Here is a 15,780-nt window from a genome sequence, read left to right as displayed (position 1 = left end):
GATGACCAAGGAGTTGACCGTGACCGACACGCAGGTAGTGATCGCCGGAGCGGGGCCGACGGGGCTGATGCTCGCGTGCGAGCTGCGACTCGCCGGGGTCGATGTGCTCGTGCTCGAGCGTCTCCCGGAGCCGCGAACGGTGGAATCGCGCGCCGGTGGTCTGCACATCCGCACAATGGAGACGCTCGACCAGCGGGGCCTTCTCGACCGGTTCCTCGAGCGCGGACAGCCGAGCCAGGCCGTGCGTTTCTCCACCATCCCGCTCGACGTGTCCGATGTGGCGACGCGGCATCCGTACGTTCTCGTCATCGCGCAGTCCGAGGTGGAACGGCTGCTGACGGAGCGCGCGGCGGAGGTCGGGGTACGGCTGCGACGCGGTACCGAGGTGGTGGGGTTCACCCAGGACGGAACGGGTGTCACGGTGGAGCTCGCGTCCGGGGCGTGCGTCCGGGCGGACTACCTCGTCGGCTGCGACGGCGGCCGCAGCACCGTGCGCAGGCTCGCGGGCATCGAGTTCCCCGGCACGTCGGCCACGATGACCGCCCTGCTCGGCGACGTCGAGCTCGCCGAGCCGCCCGAGGACGACATCTTCCAGGAACGGCGCGAGCACGGTGTCTTCTCGGTGCTCTCGCGCGGCCCGGACTGGTACCGGGTGCTGACCAACGAGTTCGATCATGTCGCCGACCGGGACGAGCCGGTGACCCTGGAGACCCTGCGCGCGGCCTTGCTCAAGATCGCCGGGACGGACTACGGGCTGCACTCGCCACGCTGGCTCTCCCGGTTTGGCGACGCGGCGCGCCAGGTGGACCGTTACCGCGAGGGCCGGGTTCTTCTCGCCGGCGACGCCGCGCACATCCACTTCCCGGCAGGCGGTCAGGGCCTGAACACCGGTGTGCAGGACGCGGTCAACCTCGGCTGGAAGCTCGCCGCCGTCGTCCGCAGCCAGGCCCCGGACCTGTTGCTCGACACCTATCAGACCGAACGCCACCCCGTCGCCGCCCGGGTCCTGCAGAACACTCGCGCCCAGACCGCACTCCACCGGGCGGACGAGCACACCTCCGCTCTGTGCGAGGTGCTGGGCGATCTCATCGACATCGACGAGGTGCGGCTGCGTCTTGCCGGCATGATCACGGCGACCGACATCAAGTATCCGATGGCCGGGACGGACGACCTTCTCGGCAGGCGGATCCCGGACCTCGACCTCGAACACGGCCGCGTCTACGAGCTTCTGCACCGCGCCCGCGCGGTTCTGCTGGATCTCGGTGGTCTCCCGCCCCTCGATGCCGTCGTGACCGGCTGGGCGGATCGCGTCGATCTCGTCCGCGTCCGTCCAGCCAAGGGCTCCGGACTCGGCGCGGACGCCGTACTCATCCGTCCCGATGGACATGTCGCCTGGGTCACCCGCGCCGGCGAACGGCCAGACGTGGACGCTCTCCGGACCGCCCTCACGACGTGGGTCGGCCCCTCCGGTCCTCACTTCGAAGGAGAACGAAATGCAAACTCAAATGACCGTAATGTCGCAGCACGCGACCGGTGAGAAGCCCGCGACCGTCGCACGAAGCGACCGGAACTCAAGCCGGGTTCGCTCCATCGCCTTCTGGGCCATCACGTTCGTCATCGTCTTCGAGTTGGCTGCCGGGTCGGTCTGGAACCTCCTGACGATCGAGTGGGTGGAAATCCAGCTGCACCACCTGGGATACCCGCACTTCTTCGCCTACCTCCTGGGCGCGTGGCAGGCAGCCGCAGCCGTCGCGATCGGCGTGCCCAGGTTCCCGCTGGTCAAGGAATGGGCGTACGCGGGCGCCTTCTTCCTGTGGTCGGGTGCTGTGCTGTCGCATTGGGTAGCCGGTGACGGTCCCGCGGCGTGGGGACCGCCGCTGCTGTTGGCGGTGTGTGCCATCGCGTCGTGGGTGCTGAGGCCGGCCGACCGCCGGCTCCCGCAGACACGGCTTCGCCGGGATCATTCCGCGCCGCAGACCCCTGTTCGCTCCTGGGTCGCTGCCATCGGGCTCCTCGTTGTCCTGTATGCCATCTCGTTCCTCACACTGCCCGCAGTCGAAGACACCATGCACGAGTTCGCCGTCGAACTCGGATGGATTGACGAGTAGAGCCTCATGGACACAGTGGACAACGGCGGACGCCAGACACTGGTGGTCGGACTGGGCGCCGGCGGGGACCGCGACAGCGTTGGGGCTGAAGCAGATCGGCTGGACAACGGTGATCGTCGAGCGCCCAGCCGGCCGCAGGTCCGGTGGGTACTTTATCGCGCTGTACGGTGTCGGCCGGGGCCGCCGCAGGACGCCTCGGCGTCCTGGACAGGTTGACCGATCGGGGTCCGGACGGCGCAAGCTATGACATCGACGGAGGCCAGCAGGCGCCGGCCCTGTTGAGCTTCAGGGACCTCGGCCGACCGTGGCTGATGTTGCACGTGACCGGCTACCGGATGCCTTGATCCCGAGCTTCGAGACGTCCGCAAGTTCTGATAGCCAGGATTACCGATATGCGACAAGGTGATGGTGTCGGTGAACTCCGAGCCGACGACGGCGTGCAGCACGACCAGATTCTCGGGGTCGACGTCGTGCCGGGTGGGGTTGGTGAGGATTTCGGTGAGGTAGGCGGGGCTTTCCACACCGGCACCCCAGGACACCACGTCGAGCGGACGGCTCTCGCGCTGGTTCTCCAGCGAGAACAGCGTTGGCTCGGTCATTGCGGCCCTGGCCGTTCGCGGACGTCGTGACGAGCAGGTGCGGTCGCTGCCCGGCCCGGCTGCCCGGGTTCGCACCTGGCGTGGCCCGGCGGCGACACCAGCCGCGGTATCGCTTGCGTCGTCGGCAGGTGCGGTAGCGGGCACCGGAGGAGACCGGTGTCGTAGGCGATAGCGACGGCGTGCGCGCGGTTGCGGGCCTTCAGCTTGGCGAGGATGTTCTTCACGTGGGTACGGATGGTCTCGTGTGACCGGAACTGCTTGAGCGCGATCTGGAGGTTGCTCAGGCCGCGGGCGACGTCGTCGAGGACCTCCCGCTCCGTAGCGGTCAGTGTGGCGGGCTGGGACATGCTCGAATCTCCGAGGGCAGGTAGCGAGGTGAGGGGGCTGGCCGGGCAGCGCGGCGCGTGCGCTGGCCCGGCCAGCCCCGAACCGGGAGCCGGCTCGCCCGGGGGAAGGCGTGCCGCTCGGGGATTCCCGGTTCATTCAGGTGGCCTCACGTGGGGTGGTGTGCGGACGACCGCGGTCACCCAGGTCCCGCCGTGGCACCGGTCAAGGCCCCGTGCCTGGGGTCGGAACGTTGATGTGTCGAGGTGTGGCCTTGACCGGTGTCGCGGGACCTGGTCGCGTGATCGAGGCCGCACGACACCGCGAGGTCACGAGTGGTCGGGAGCCACGGCATCGGGTGCAGGCTCGCGTCCGTCCGTCCAGGCGATGAGGGCGTCGGCGGCGGCGTGGACGGAGTCGTAGGCGGGTTGCTCGTCCTCGGGCAGATCGGGACGCAGGACGGATCCGGTGAGGGTGCGGGGTTCGTAGCGGTCGAGCACGCCGGCGGTGACTCGACGGACGGTCCCGACGGCGAGGCCGTCGACCCGCACCGTCCAGACGTGATCGAACCGGTACGCCGCGCGGGCCGGTGCGGTGCGCGGGTGGTGCTCGGGGTAGCGGTAGGCGGCCCACCAGTTGGTGACGGAGCCGTCGACGACGTGGTCGCCGGCGTTGACGATCGCGGTGACCGCGTCGCGGGCCAGCACCGGACCGACAAGGTCGGCCAGCATCGTGAACGCCTCCCGCGCCTCACTGATCGCGGCCAGCAGCGGCGCGGCCTGCGCCCGCAGCTCTGTCGCTTTCAGGCGCCCGAGTTCATTGTTGCGGTCGGCGTAGGCACGCTCGTCGGTGAACCCGCTGATCCAGCGAGGGGCGAGCGCGTCCAAGCAGGCGATGCAGTCGCGGTAGCGGTAGATACTCGGGCGCGACACCGCGATCGAGATTCCGTGGCCGGTGTTCGTGCAGCCGTCTGTGCCGCACGTCATCGGCGGGATCGTGCTGGTGCCCATGGCAGGAGTCCTTTCGTGAGCCGGAACAGCGAGCAAGGGCGGGGACCGGAAAGCTGTCAGACGGCGGCGAGGATCTTGTGCAGGGTCGCGGCGGCGTTGCGGTCGTGCTTGCCCAGTTCACCGGTCATCACCCGGGTCATGTTCCGTTCGGCGCGGCCGGCACCGCGGATGACGGCCTCGTGGTTCAGGTGGGTGTTGACCGCCTGCACCACACCCCACCCGGTGTTCTTCCACGGGCTGACCCGGCTGTCGCTGGTCCACAACCGGGTCAGCGCCGAGCGTTTCTTGGCGGCGTTGGTGCGCCCCCGGCCCGGCTGGTCGGGGATCGGTGTGTGGGCGTCGAGGAAGGCTTTCCAGGCTCGATCGGTGACCGTGGTCTGACACAGTTTCTTGACCTCGGCGGCGAAGTCGTCGGCGACGGTGTGCACGATCTGCAGGGCCTCACGGGCGGAAAGCAGCTGCAGGGAGCTGTTGCGCTTGTGGACGACGGCGACTTCCTGGCCGTCTTCGCGTAGGCCGATGCTCATGGTGTTGTCGCAGACGACGTTGGTGACGACACGCTTGTAGCGGGTTTTGAGGCTGGCGTCGTGGCTGGAGCAGGCGAGCAGGTTGGGCCGGAACTCCACCCCTTCGGGGGTGGTGACGTTGTCGGGGACTTCGACGCTGACCCACGCTTGCTTGCGTTCGCGCAGCAGCCCGGCGGAGCCGATGGCGAGGCCGTCGTCGAGCAGGGCGGCGACGTTGTCCAGCAGCCAGGTGCCGTACTGGTGGATGCCGTATTCGTCGGTGTGGATGGCGAGAAGGTCGCCGGTGTCGGAGGTGGTGACGCCCAGGTGGTGCTCGGCGAGGCGGAGCCCGAACCGGTCTTCGACGAACACCCGGGCCGGTTCGGCGCTCCAGCCGAACAGGCGTCGTTTGACGTCGGTGATGGGGATCGGTCCGGGGTAGTGATTCGGCTCGGCACCTTGATCTTCGGCCCGGTAGTGCCAGGCGTGGCCGCGCTTGTCGGTGAATCCGATAAGGACGTTGGTGTTGAGCCACGTGCTGGTTTCCTTCGACACGGTCAGGGTCCTCTCGTCGTGGCCGGTGCTTGCCCGCCGCGCGGGGCGGCGGGCTCGCGGGTGGACGGCCACGGATCACCAGGCCGAGCGCCGGCGGTGCACCACGCCCCGGAACCGCGAAGCGAGCCGGTGCTGTGGACTAGTGGGTGTGCACCGCCGGCGCGGGCCTGGTTCCCTCGGTCCGGTCACACCGCGACGGCCGAACGCCCAGCACCCCGCAACCGCCTTCCACCGGGGCGCGAGAGGCGCGCGGGGACGTCACCCGGCCCGATCTCCCGCCGTGGCAAGGGATCCCACCTGGAGACGGCGTCGACGATCGTCAGACCGTTCGCCGAGGCCGAGCAGGCGCAGGACGTGCTCGATGTCCAGTTCGGTGAGGGGCGATGCGGCTGCGGACCCGGTGTGCAGGGCGCGCAGCGGCAACGGGTGAGTCTGGCCGTGGCGGCGGTGTTTGAGAATCGCCACATCCCCGTGGGCAGCACGGAAATCCTGTTCGAGCTGGGCGTACCAGGCGAACCGATCGGGAAAGACGTCGCGGGTGCGTCGCCAGTGGGCCTGACCCCCGCGCACACAGAGGCCGCCGCAGTTGTTGTGACTGAACCCGAAGCGATACAACCGTGGCGGTTTTAACCCGACGCCCCGGCACCAGGCCAGCAGGTCGTCCTTGGTGAGGTCGGGGTGCTGCATCAGCGGGTACTCGACGCGCCACGGCCGCCACCCGGCTGTGACCGCCGGCGCTCGGCGCTGCTCGTCGGGCTCGAGCCCGACGTAGAGGACGGTGTCGCCTGGGTCGGTGTGCTCGGTCAGCCACCGTCGGCAGGGTTTCTGCTTCAGTGCCTGCGAGCATGGGGCGATGCGGGAGTTGCCGAGGTAGCTGCGCTGGGTGAACAGCTCGAACGGTGTCCGGCTATCGCAGACCCGGGTGATCGGGATCCCGAGCCGATGTGAGGCGTCGGCGTTGAAGCGGTAGAGGTCGCTGTCCTCGATCAGTACATCGGCGAAGAGCAGGATAATCGGGTCGCCCGGGTGCTCGCGGCAGACGAGCTCCGTGGCGGCCCAGGAACCGATGCCGCCAGACGATTGAATCACGTGATGCACGAGGTGGCCTCTTGAAAGGCAGAGGCCGTGAGGGTCCTGGGGCGCGCAACGACGCCCCAGGACCCTTGCGGCCAACTGGGCTTGCCGGACGGGCGCTACCAGCGGTTCGCGCGGACCCCGGGCATCGCCGCGACGCGGCCGGCGGTCTGGTCCAGCTGCTGCTCGACGACGTCGGTGCTGGCGTGCTTTTGGAAAAGCAACCCGACGGTGGCGGCGCCCGCTGCGCCGTGGGCGTGGGCGAGAGCGCAGGCGGTGAGATGGCGCTCGCCTCGGCGTAGGGCGCTGGCCGCGATCAGCGTGGCCAGCCGGGCACGAGCGTTGGGGTCGGTGGTGCCGCGGTAGAAGGCCATCCACAGCTGCTCGACCCGCTGAGGATCGACCTCGTTCGGCGGCAGGAACATCGGCCCGTAGACGGCGTTGTCAGCCAGCGCAGTCGTGACCGCGAACGCCGTCACGTCGTCGATGAACTCGCCACGGCCGGCCTGGATGGTGGCGTGTACGACGATCCGGTTCGCCTCGTCCCCACGACGCACCAGGAACGGCACGATCCGGCGGGCGAACCGGCCGAGGTCGGCCGGCAAGGTGTCACCGGATTCGGTGAAGGGCAGACCCCAGGTCGGGGTCGGGGCATCGCCACTCAGCTGGACCGGGGCGGCGAAGTCAAGGTCGGTGCGCGGGGCGATGACGGTGCCGAGGTGATTGGAGCGGCGGTAGTCGCGCCAGGGAGCGCCGGGGCGGGTGTGCGGGGCCCAGTATCGGCCGACGACGGTGTGCCCGGCGGGGCGCAGGTCGGCCTCGAGCGCGGCGATCGCGGCCCGCAGCGGCAGCCGGTTCCGGGAGTGGTTCTCGGCGATCACGACGACAACCAGGTCGATGTCGCGGTGGGCCGGCAGGGCGTCCCGCACGTGCCCGGCGATCTCGGTGGTGGTCATGTCCCGCACCAGGGTGACCGGGAACGCAGCGCCGAACGGTGAGGTCAGCCGCCCCGCCGATGTGCTGTCCGCGTCGGAGGGCAGAGCGATGACGTGCAGGGTGTCGGCACAGGTGTCGGGCAACGATCCGATTAGTTCACCGGTGGTCAGGTACTGGGTCACGTAGCGGCGCTCCTCGGCTCGGCCTCCCCGGCGTGTAGGCCGCGGGGAGGCGGTGGCGGCCCACGAACGTGTGAGCCGCCACCGCCCCTGAGCGCGCGTCCGACGGCGGCCCGGGACAGTGCGCGAGGTCACCGGGTCAGCGCGAGGTGCGGGCCGCCGTCGGGGCGTGCGCTAGCGTCGATCGGCCACATCCGTCGCGACGCCCGCCTCCGGTTCCGCGCCCACCTCCCGCTCGGACTCCTCGATCACCGCGATGACATCGTCGGCCGAGGTGACCAGACGGGCCGTGCCGTCCTGGATCAGCCGGTGGCACCCGGCGGACGCGACGGAGGACACCGGACCCGGGAGGGCGAGGACGGGTCGGCCGAGCTTGTCGGCCAAGCGCGCGGCGTGGAGGGCGCCGCTGCGCCGCCCGGCCTCGATCACCACCGTTGCCCGGGTGAACGCACCCAGAATCCGGTTGCGCTGGAGAAACCGGTGCCGCGCGGGCGGCGTGCCGGGCGGGTATTCGGAGACGACCGCGCCGGAGCCGGCGATCCGCTTGAGCAGACCCACGTGTCCGGCCGGGTAGCCGTAGTCGATCCCGCACGCCAGGACGGCGACAGTGCAGGCCGGGCGATCGGTGGCCAGCGCTCCGCGGTGGGCGGCACCGTCGATGCCATAAGCCGCGCCGCTCCACACCGTGACACCCCGAGACGCCAGCGTGTAGGCGAACTCGGCGGCGTGGTGTTCGCCGTACTGGGTGGCCGCCCGTGCTCCCACGACCGCGACCGACCGTGCCGACGCCAGCTCGTCCAGCCGCGGCTCGCCCTGGATCCACAGGCCCAGAGGCAGCCCGCCGAGGGTGGCGTCGTCGGCGGCCAGGGTGCTCAGGCCGCCGACGACGCCGGCCGGCCACTCGTCGTCTTCGGGGACGACGAAGCGGGCGCCGAGCTCGGCGGCGGTGCGCAGGACGGCGTCGGCGCGCATCCAGCCGACGTCGTGGCGCGATTCGGTGAGGACGCCGGAGGGTGCGGAGCCTTCGGAGACGTGGTGGGCGGCGTCGACGGGCCCGACCTCGGCGACGTAGCGGGCGATGACCGGGTTGGTGGGTTCGGCGGCGTGCTGGAGGAACGCGCGGGCACGCCGTGCATCGGCAGAACAAGACATGAAGGACTCCCTCGAGCGGGCTAATGAACCGGCGGCAGGCGGTCAGGATTCGGTGGGGAAGCTCCGCACGCGGATCTCCCGACCCCGGCGTTCGACGACGGTGCCCACCGGCCACAGGGCGGCGAGCAGCAGCAGCTCCACCGCGGCATCGATGACACCGTTGCGCGTCTCCACGGTGTCCTTCCAGCCGAGGGCGAGAAGGCCGGCGTGAAAACGGCCGATGTATTCAGCGGCGGTCATGTTGGTTTCGATGACCTCGGCGGTGGTGGAGGTTTGCCGGCTGGTGATGCCGACGAAGCTGCGGGCGCAGCCGCAGATGGGTGAGTCCGGGTCGTCGTGGCATTCGCCGGGAAGATCGACCAGTTCCGTACCGGGAAGGCTGTTGGAGTCGTTGTCCCGTTCACCTTGGGTGCGGTGGGTGGAGACGAAGTATTTCAACACGGATTCCTCCTCGGTGGCCGCGGCGGCCCGGGTGGGCGCTGGACGCGGCCCTTGGCCAGCGGGCCCCGCGGGGCCGGGGCAAGCCGGCGGGAGGGTGACGGTCGTGTCCCTCGTGGACGGTGGGCTTGCCCCGGGCCGCGGGTCTGCTGCACTGCGCTGCAGCCACGCCCAGCCGTGGTCGTCTGGTGGGAGAGGTCGTCGCCGGGTGCTGCGTTTCGTGCACAGGGTGACACTCAAAGTTATTATCAGAAAATCCGCAACAGTTGTGGCGAATTACTGGGTCCTGGGGCACCCTGGTTGTAGAAGGTGATCCATTGTGGTCCACAGGGAGTGACCACAGTGGACCCTTCCGGGGATCTGGACCGCTCTCAACCCCCGGCGGTACAAGGATTCCCGGCTCGGGAGAGGGCACTGGGGAGGGCGCCTCTCCCGAGCCGAAACTTCAGCAGTCGGCGACCTGTCGCCGCTTTCGGCGGCCGACGGATTCTGGGCCTCAGGAGACCGGCCTGGGCTGAACGTCGGTTTCCGTGCGTGCGTTGACGAGGCGCTGCCCTCGCGCCGAAACGAGCTGTTCTTCCGGGCGGCTGCGACGCGCCATAATCGACGGGAGTCCCTTTATGGCAACAAGTTTCCGTGCGGGAAACGGATCGCGGCGTCACTGCTGACGTTCGGTGCGCTCACGGGCGCGACACCGCCACGGAGGACGAACTTCCGTTCCGGTCGGCCGAAACGGCACTACTGCGCGACTGGCTTGACCGGCTTGTCATGGAAGGCCGCAACTACTGCGCCCGGGTGAGGTCTGACCTTCCTAGGGGCCAGACGTCCAGGCCATGACTACCTGGGAACGTGCCGCCCCGTCTGGGGACTGTCGGCCGAGACCTCATAGCCTGCGCGGAACACCAGGTCAGCACCAGCCTGAGACCAGCGATCACCGTCACTCGGACAGGTCCCTCGGCGACGCGCTCAATTCGACATGAGCGCGCATCTCGGCAGCTTCAACCAGCCGCAGAGAGCCTGGTTGTGAGCCATGTGATCTCTGCCGTGGCCGCCCGCACTACTGGCTGCATGGAACCCAGTCAGGCGCGGAAAATCCCTTTCGGCCGAGCCGGGACAGGCAACTGAAAGTGTGGCGCGGTTACGCGGTCAGGTTGTTGACGGTGAGGGCGGCGATCTTTGTGGCGGCACCGCAGGGGTCGTGCTGCCACGGGCCGGCTTCGGGCTCGTCGGCGGTGGCGGCGTTGATGTAGACGAGGGTGGTGTCGTCGGCGGCGAGTGCGAGGGTGCACCCGAGCGGGCCCTCGGCCTGCTTGCTGGGGACGTTCTCTTCGATGGTGACGATGACTGCCGGGTAGATGGTTTCGACGGTGATCGGTTCCCAGTGGTTGCCGGTGTCGTGGCCCAAGGCATGCTCCTGATACAGGGTGCGCAGGCTGTTACCTCGGTTCGCGGTGCTGACGCTGGCGACGGCGCCGAACGTGGTGACGCATCGGTTGCCGTCGCGGCGGCGTTCGCCGCCGGCGAAGCCGATGGCGGTGAGCTGGTCGACGGTGACCGCGGCACACGGATCGGCACGGAACCGCCCGGCCCCGCTCATCCCGGTCCCGGGGATCGGCGGGATCGACACTGACGGCTCTGCCGGAGCCGGCGATCGACCGGGCGAGCAGCCGGCGCCCAGCCCCAGTCCCAGCACGGCGGCGACAACGCAGAGAGTTCGGTGATCGATCATGTGTGGGTGGCTCCGGGCTTGACCCGCCAGCGACCCGGGTCGTCGATGACTTCGGTGCTGTCCCCGACGTCGGGCAGCCTGGCGAAGGTGGCTTCGATGGTGGTCAGCTGGATGCGGTTGCCCAGTAGACTGCCGATGTTGCTCATCAGCCCGCCGAGCAAGGCCAGGCAGTCGTTCCAGAATGTCGCGAACGCGGAGTTGATTGCGTCGGCGACGTCTCTGAACCCGATGATGGCCAGTGGCGGCAGAGCAGCCGATTCCACGACGGCGATGCCGATCTTCCCGCCGAGCTGGGCGAGGTTGATCGCGCACTTGCCGATGGTCATGAGCAGGTTCTTGTAGGTGTCGATGATCGTCTGGGCGATCGAGGACATGGTGCTGGTCAGGGTGATCATCGAGCTCTGGTTCTTGTCCAGGGCGGTCACGGCTTTGCCGGCGTAGGTGTTGAACTGGTCGGCGGCGTCGCCGTGCCAGGCCTTCGCCAGGGTCAGCTGGGCGGCGTTGAGCTGCTCGGCGGCTTTGGTCAGGGCTGTTTCGGTGGCGAAGGTGTCGGCGAGGTGGAGGACCTTGCCGATGTCGCCGGCGATGAAGACACGAAGTTTGTCCAGCAAGGTGATGATGCCGTGGGCGCCGATGAAGTCGGCCCAATAGCGGATCTTCGCGTCGGCGTCGGTGGGGTAGGGCATCCCGGCCTGCGGCGGTGTGACCGGCGCTGGAGGGGCGCTTGACCATGATGGGGGAAAGGCGCTCACGGGAGGCCTCCTTCGAGCTTCTTGAGCCGTTCGTACTCGGCGGCGTCCTGCTGTTCGTAGTAGGAGGCCGCGGTCTGCAGAGCGTGGGCCAGCTGGTGCAGTGTCTCGGCGTTCTTGCTCGAGATCCCGCGGATGGTCTCGATGGCCCGGTTGTACTGCTCGACGGTCCCCGCGCCGTATTTGTTGGGCATGATCTCGGTCAGGGTCCCGGGCAGCCCCAGGTCGAACTCGCCGAGCAGTGTCCCGGCCAGGTCCTGCTGCGCGAAGGTGGTGACGAACTCGGCGGCGGTGGTGGCGTCGTCGGCGGCTTTGCGCAGGGATTCGGGGTAGACGCGGTAGCCGCGGCCGGTGATGTCGTTGGGGTCGAAGGTCATGCCAGGCCCGTCTCGGCCACCGCGGCGGCGATGGTGTCGGCGCGGCGGCGTTCGGCCTGGGTCTCGGCGTCCTGTATGGCGCGCAGCAGGGTGCGGGAGAGGGCATCGGCGGAGTACTGGTGCAACTCGGTGCTCTCGAGGGTGACAGCCGTGAGTTCGCCGGCGCCGGACACCGTGATCGACCCCAGATCACCTGGTAGCGGTACCTGCAGCGGCTGGTGCTCGGCCTGCTGGGCGGTCTGGGCGACCGCCGCCGTGGCGGCGTCGATCTCGCGCGCTAGGTTGTGCAGCTCGTCCTGGTAGTTCACCAGCGCCCCCGGTCCTCGTCGTCGCTGTCGTCGTCGGTCAAGAAGTCCAGCTCGTCGAAGTCCTCCTCGACGACGTCCTCCCGCGGCCGCCGCTCGGCAGCCGGGGACGCCGCCGGTGGCTGGTAGCCGGGCGCGGGCTGGGGCTGGTCCGGACGGGCTCCGGCGGGTTGGGGCTGCCATACCTGGTCTTTGTCCAGGACGGCGTGCATCTTCGCGAACGCGGGACCGCAGGCGGCGCGACGGGCGGCCGACACCGCCTCCACCACGTCGGGACCGACAGTCTGCGGGTGTGCTCCGCGCATCACTGCCGCGCTGATTTTCAGGTCGATCAGGCGGCCGTGCCCGCTGACGACCGCGGTCACCGCACGGTCGCGGGAATGGCCGGTGAACCGGGCCTGCTCGAGCTCGGCGTCCAGCTCGCCGGCCTGGCGCCGCATCACGTCCGCGTTGAACACCACGTCGGCATCGCCTCCCCACGCTCCGACACACATCCCGAGTACTGCTACCTGCAGCAATCGTTGCTTGTCGCAGTGTAGCCAGCGCTCGAGGGCAGCGTAGCTGATCGACAGCCTGGGAGGCGTCACCGCGCCGATCCGGTGTTCACCGTCCAGCCGAAAGAGTTGACCACGGCACGAACCGGACAAGCAGCCACCAGTCGGCGGTGATCAACTACACGCGAAGTCGGTCTTCTGCGTGCTAACGACGACCGACAGTGGCGTGCAATTCGCCTTTTTGTCTTGTTTCTGCCGCGCCGCGGAAAGATGTGGAATATGCAGGTAAAACGGAGTATCAACCAGCGTCGTGACGCCGGCAGTTGTCCGGTTATCTCGGCATTTTGCGTGGTTGATTACCGTCTGAGCCGATGCAGTGATTCTTGATCATGCGTATTTCGACCGGGCGAACAGTCGCCACAGTGGCAATCCCGGCGCCGCAACCGCGGGCCGGAATGTTTTGCGTCAGATTCGGGAGGGATCATGCGAAAGTCGATCTGTGGTGCCCTGGCGGCGCCAGAGCCGGGATATCGCTGCTGATGGCGCCGGTCGCCTCGGCCGCGCCGGCGCTGCCGACGGGACGCCATTACCTCATCGACGTGGCCACCGGCGAGGCTACGGACACTGCCACTGGCGAGGTTCTCAAGCCGGCTGCGGCGGCGACCACGTCGGGCACGGCCGGTCAGGTGAGTGAGGCGTAGCCGGCAACGGTGGCGATCCGGCCGATCCCGGCCACTACTTGCGCGAGCTCGTCGATCTACTTCAAGGTCTGGCGCGTCGTGCCGTTTGCGCACCTGTGCTGGGCTGACTCGGGTACCACCGGCACCAACGCGCCGGGCTCGTACCAGTTCTCTACCGGCAACTACACCGGCGCGGTCGCCTACACCCTCTCCGGCGGCGGCACCGCGTTCAGCCCGGTCCTTGGCCCGGGTTCGACCGCGGGCTTCACCGGCAACGTCACCGTCACCTCGGTGTCCATCCAGTAGCACCAGCACGGCTCGACCCGGGTGCGCACGTGGCTTCTCACGGCAGCGTCGACACCTGGGCCGGGCCGTCCGGTCACTCCGGCATGTCGCACGGCCAGCCAGAGCCGGATCGGCTACCTTCGCAAGTGATCATGTTTGTCCCACGCGTGTTTAGCGGTCGCCGCGCCGGCAATCGCGGCGCCGCGAACATGAGTCGCAGTTTCGTACCAGGCTCGGGAGGGACCGTGCGCAAGGCGACCTGGGGTTCGCTGGCCGTCGCCGCCGCAGGAGTGTCGGTGCTGGTAGCTGCGGCGATACCAGCCACACCGGAACCACCCGCCGGGCACGACTACCTCATCGACGCAGCCACCGGAAAGGCCACCGACACCGCTACCGGCGCGGTGCTCGAGCCCACTACCGCGGAGTCGCTGCTGGCCGACAACGTCGCCCAAGGCGGCCCGGCCGGGGCGACGGTGACGATCTCGGCCCAGACCGGCACGGTGACGCAGGCGTCGGTGCCGCCGGCCTTCCTCGCTGGCCGCTGCCTGTCGTTGATGCACTACTTCACGATCTGGCGCGGCGTGCCGTACGCCGGTGTCTGCTGAGCCGACATCGATAGGGTGCTGTTGTAGCTGCATCCCCACTGCGCAGATGCTGCTGGGGATCAACCCCGCCGAGCTCGCGATCCCGTTGCACCGCAACGTTGAGCACGTCGTCGCCCTCCAGCAGGGCTCAATCGCCCGCAAGCATTGGAGGGGCGAGGTCAGTCCTCCGCGAGCAGGTGGTGCAGGAACCTGTCGGGGCCGGCCAGGAACCCCGCGGGCCAGGGTGACCGCCACGGTCTCGTCGTGGCCGACCTGCTCGCTCACGCCGTCGCCGCCGATCTGCAGGACCCGCGCCCCCCGGCACGGGGACCAGGATCGGCGAGTGCGTGGCCGCCATGAACTCGCAGCCCTGCGCGGCGAGCTCGGCGGTCCGGGGCGGCCAGGGCTATGCAGCTGCGCGGGGCCGGGCCGCGTGCCCATTTACCCGGATCGCGAGTACGTCGCTCTCGTCGCTCTCGTCGCTCTCGTCCGTTTGGAACGTGCGGCGGTGCAATGCCCGAGCATGTCGCGTGCGAGCACTGGGCGCACGAGACGCCTTGCAGTTCACCTGGGACAGCCGAAGCCTGCATCAACAGGGCTGGATCCGGCATTGTCTCGCCGCACGCGGAGTCCATATCGAAGATTTGATCTCGACGGCGCCTGGTCGGCGTCGGTCATGCCCGACTGAAACCTCAGGCCAGGCGGAGCGCACTGCATCGATCGTGACTGTGTCGTCGTCCGCTCGGCGGCATGACAGGACGTTGGCGCACGACCAGTGGCATGGGAGTGCGTTCTGTACGGGCAGCCGATGGAGCTCGTCCGGATCGGTGCGGCGGGTCGGCGAGGAGCTACGCCGACGGATCTTCCGGTTTTGGCAGATCGAGGAGTTGGTCGGGGTTCAGTTCAGACAGGTGACGTGGGCCGTCGTCGGTGATCAGCGTGAGGGTGATGTTCCCGTCGAGGTCGTTTCTGATTTTGTCGATGAGGCTTTGTGCTCGTCGGCGCTTGCGGATGCGGTCTGTCAGGTCGGTCACGGCCAGCGCGGCTGAGGGAATGGAAACGATCAACGCTGCCAGCGCGACCGGGTCGACCGACTTCTCGTTCTCTCGGGCAGGATCCCCTAAAGCCGTCGCGCTGAGTGGGGTCTCGTGCACGCAGTATCCCCATTCGCCGATCAGCTCGTCGAGGGTGGCCTTCGCGGATTCCAGGCCGGCGGTGGTGTCACTTTCAATGTGAATGATCATCGTTCGTCGTTCCCTTGGCTGAGGTTATCGAGCAGGTTCGTCAGCTGTTCTACTAGGTCGCTCGCGCCGATCTTCGTAGCTGACTGAAGGCCTTCGCCGGCTACGTGCTGGGCTTCGGGGATCCGATCGGCTGCCGCGAGCAAGCTGGCCAAGGTCAGGGCGACGACCGCGAGTCCATCGGCGCGTCGAAGACGGCGCAAGATCGTGTAGGACTCGATCAGCCTGGGCGCCGCGGACTCGTGGTCTTGCTGCGCAAGGTGGATCGTGGCCAAGTCCCAGTTAGCCGCGGCGATACCGTCGAGGTCGCCTAGGCCAGTGTTCGTCTCTAAGCGTTTGAGCTGGAGAGACGTTGCCTCCTCATATTCTCCCCGCTGGTAGAGGATGTCGGCGATCCTGCCCCAGGTGAGGGCGGTCTCACGGGTGTCGCCTAGCCGCGTGTAGACCGGCAACTC

The 15,780-nt window shown here is 68.6% G+C and carries 19 protein-coding genes; 4 read left to right on the top strand and 15 right to left on the bottom strand.

Going from position 1 to position 15,780, the window contains the following annotated elements:
• Positions 1-19 precede the first annotated feature (19 nt).
• Both ACERZO_RS28915 and ACERZO_RS28910 read left to right on the top strand, forming a co-directional pair.
• Positions 20-1,537, top strand: coding sequence for an FAD-dependent monooxygenase (locus tag ACERZO_RS28915; RefSeq protein ID WP_372667934.1), 1,518 nt, complete (start codon positions 20-22; stop codon positions 1,535-1,537).
• Positions 1,515-2,108 (top strand): DoxX family protein, encoded by a 594-nt coding sequence (locus tag ACERZO_RS28910; RefSeq protein WP_372667933.1) that lies wholly within the window; start codon positions 1,515-1,517, stop codon positions 2,106-2,108. Before ACERZO_RS28915 ends, ACERZO_RS28910 begins: the two co-directional genes overlap by 23 nt.
• A gap of 152 nt (positions 2,109-2,260) precedes the next feature.
• On the opposite strand, the gene ACERZO_RS28905 is transcribed toward ACERZO_RS28910, so the two are convergent.
• The 13 genes from ACERZO_RS28905 to ACERZO_RS28845 all read right to left on the bottom strand — a co-directional run bounded on the left by ACERZO_RS28905 (position 2,261) and on the right by ACERZO_RS28845 (position 12,688).
• Complete coding sequence (locus tag ACERZO_RS28905) at positions 2,261-2,707, bottom strand: hypothetical protein (RefSeq protein WP_372667932.1); 447 nt, start codon at positions 2,705-2,707, stop codon at positions 2,261-2,263.
• Positions 2,704-3,054 (bottom strand): response regulator transcription factor, encoded by a 351-nt coding sequence (locus ACERZO_RS28900; RefSeq protein WP_372667931.1) that lies wholly within the window; start codon positions 3,052-3,054, stop codon positions 2,704-2,706. Before ACERZO_RS28900 ends, ACERZO_RS28905 begins: the two co-directional genes overlap by 4 nt.
• Before the next feature lie 306 nt (positions 3,055-3,360).
• Complete coding sequence (locus ACERZO_RS28895) at positions 3,361-4,041, bottom strand: hypothetical protein (protein ID WP_372667930.1); 681 nt, start codon at positions 4,039-4,041, stop codon at positions 3,361-3,363.
• Positions 4,042-4,097: 56 nt separating this feature from the next.
• Positions 4,098-5,102, bottom strand: coding sequence for a DUF932 domain-containing protein (locus ACERZO_RS28890; protein ID WP_372667929.1), 1,005 nt, complete (start codon positions 5,100-5,102; stop codon positions 4,098-4,100).
• A gap of 258 nt (positions 5,103-5,360) precedes the next feature.
• Entirely contained in the window at positions 5,361-6,200 is an 840-nt protein-coding gene (locus ACERZO_RS28885; RefSeq protein ID WP_372667928.1) for a hypothetical protein, read from the bottom strand.
• Between the two features lie 95 nt (positions 6,201-6,295).
• Entirely contained in the window at positions 6,296-7,294 is a 999-nt protein-coding gene (locus ACERZO_RS28880; RefSeq protein WP_372667927.1) for a DUF4192 family protein, read from the bottom strand.
• A 171-nt stretch (positions 7,295-7,465) separates the two neighbouring features.
• Positions 7,466-8,443 (bottom strand): DNA-processing protein DprA, encoded by a 978-nt coding sequence (gene dprA, locus ACERZO_RS28875; RefSeq protein WP_372667926.1) that lies wholly within the window; start codon positions 8,441-8,443, stop codon positions 7,466-7,468.
• A 42-nt stretch (positions 8,444-8,485) separates the two neighbouring features.
• On the bottom strand, positions 8,486-8,884 hold the full coding sequence (locus ACERZO_RS28870; protein WP_372667925.1) for a DUF7715 family protein: 399 nt from the start codon (positions 8,882-8,884) through the stop codon (positions 8,486-8,488).
• A 1,135-nt stretch (positions 8,885-10,019) separates the two neighbouring features.
• Positions 10,020-10,610 (bottom strand): DUF3558 family protein, encoded by a 591-nt coding sequence (locus tag ACERZO_RS28865; protein WP_372667924.1) that lies wholly within the window; start codon positions 10,608-10,610, stop codon positions 10,020-10,022.
• Positions 10,607-11,296: a WXG100 family type VII secretion target gene (locus ACERZO_RS28860; protein WP_372667923.1), complete on the bottom strand. Its 690-nt coding sequence runs from the start codon at positions 11,294-11,296 to the stop codon at positions 10,607-10,609. Before ACERZO_RS28860 ends, ACERZO_RS28865 begins: the two co-directional genes overlap by 4 nt.
• A 62-nt stretch (positions 11,297-11,358) precedes the next feature.
• The gene (locus tag ACERZO_RS28855) at positions 11,359-11,736 is read right to left on the bottom strand and encodes a hypothetical protein (protein WP_372667922.1); all 378 of its coding nucleotides are present in this window, start codon (positions 11,734-11,736) and stop codon (positions 11,359-11,361) included.
• Complete coding sequence (locus tag ACERZO_RS28850; protein WP_372667921.1) at positions 11,733-12,044, bottom strand: hypothetical protein; 312 nt, start codon at positions 12,042-12,044, stop codon at positions 11,733-11,735. The genes ACERZO_RS28855 and ACERZO_RS28850 overlap by 4 nt, the downstream gene beginning before the upstream one ends.
• On the bottom strand, positions 12,041-12,688 hold the full coding sequence (locus ACERZO_RS28845) for a YbaB/EbfC family nucleoid-associated protein (RefSeq protein ID WP_372667920.1): 648 nt from the start codon (positions 12,686-12,688) through the stop codon (positions 12,041-12,043). Before ACERZO_RS28845 ends, ACERZO_RS28850 begins: the two co-directional genes overlap by 4 nt.
• Positions 12,689-13,245: 557 nt before the next feature.
• Here ACERZO_RS28845 and ACERZO_RS28840 point away from each other — a divergent pair.
• Positions 13,246-13,521, top strand: a complete 276-nt coding sequence (locus tag ACERZO_RS28840; RefSeq protein ID WP_372667919.1) for a hypothetical protein — start codon at positions 13,246-13,248, stop codon at positions 13,519-13,521.
• Positions 13,522-13,745: 224 nt separating this feature from the next.
• Positions 13,746-14,105 carry a hypothetical protein gene (locus ACERZO_RS28835; protein ID WP_372667918.1) on the top strand — a complete coding sequence of 120 codons (360 nt, stop codon included), beginning with the start codon at positions 13,746-13,748 and terminating at the stop codon, positions 14,103-14,105.
• 827 nt (positions 14,106-14,932) lie between these two features.
• Here the strand turns inward: ACERZO_RS28835 and ACERZO_RS28830 are convergent.
• Both ACERZO_RS28830 and ACERZO_RS28825 read right to left on the bottom strand, forming a co-directional pair.
• Complete coding sequence (locus tag ACERZO_RS28830; protein WP_372667917.1) at positions 14,933-15,328, bottom strand: hypothetical protein; 396 nt, start codon at positions 15,326-15,328, stop codon at positions 14,933-14,935.
• Positions 15,325-15,780 (bottom strand): tetratricopeptide repeat protein (locus tag ACERZO_RS28825; RefSeq protein WP_372667916.1); only part of this gene is annotated, 456 nt, incomplete at its 5' end. The genes ACERZO_RS28825 and ACERZO_RS28830, both read right to left, overlap by 4 nt.

The sequence above is a fragment of the Amycolatopsis kentuckyensis genome, from assembly GCF_041679295.1.
Classification (GTDB): Bacteria; Actinomycetota; Actinomycetes; order Mycobacteriales; family Pseudonocardiaceae; genus Amycolatopsis; species Amycolatopsis kentuckyensis_A.
This window is presented reverse-complemented; position numbering and strand designations above follow the sequence as displayed.

What these genes read in the sequence shown, in the direction of transcription:
- ACERZO_RS28855 (WP_372667922.1), bottom strand. Translation starts at nt 11,736, where the DNA reads ATGACCTTCGACCCCAACGACATCACCGGCCGCGGCTACCGCGTCTAC.
- ACERZO_RS28895 (WP_372667930.1), bottom strand. Translation starts at nt 4,041, where the DNA reads ATGGGCACCAGCACGATCCCGCCGATGACGTGCGGCACAGACGGCTGC.
- ACERZO_RS28830 (WP_372667917.1), bottom strand. Translation starts at nt 15,328, where the DNA reads ATGATCATTCACATTGAAAGTGACACCACCGCCGGCCTGGAATCCGCG.
- ACERZO_RS28910 (WP_372667933.1), top strand. Translation starts at nt 1,515, where the DNA reads ATGTCGCAGCACGCGACCGGTGAGAAGCCCGCGACCGTCGCACGAAGC.
- dprA (WP_372667926.1), bottom strand. Translation starts at nt 8,443, where the DNA reads ATGTCTTGTTCTGCCGATGCACGGCGTGCCCGCGCGTTCCTCCAGCAC.
- ACERZO_RS28900 (WP_372667931.1), bottom strand. Translation starts at nt 3,054, where the DNA reads ATGTCCCAGCCCGCCACACTGACCGCTACGGAGCGGGAGGTCCTCGAC.
- ACERZO_RS28865 (WP_372667924.1), bottom strand. Translation starts at nt 10,610, where the DNA reads ATGATCGATCACCGAACTCTCTGCGTTGTCGCCGCCGTGCTGGGACTG.
- ACERZO_RS28860 (WP_372667923.1), bottom strand. Translation starts at nt 11,296, where the DNA reads ATGCCCTACCCCACCGACGCCGACGCGAAGATCCGCTATTGGGCCGAC.
- ACERZO_RS28905 (WP_372667932.1), bottom strand. Translation starts at nt 2,707, where the DNA reads ATGACCGAGCCAACGCTGTTCTCGCTGGAGAACCAGCGCGAGAGCCGT.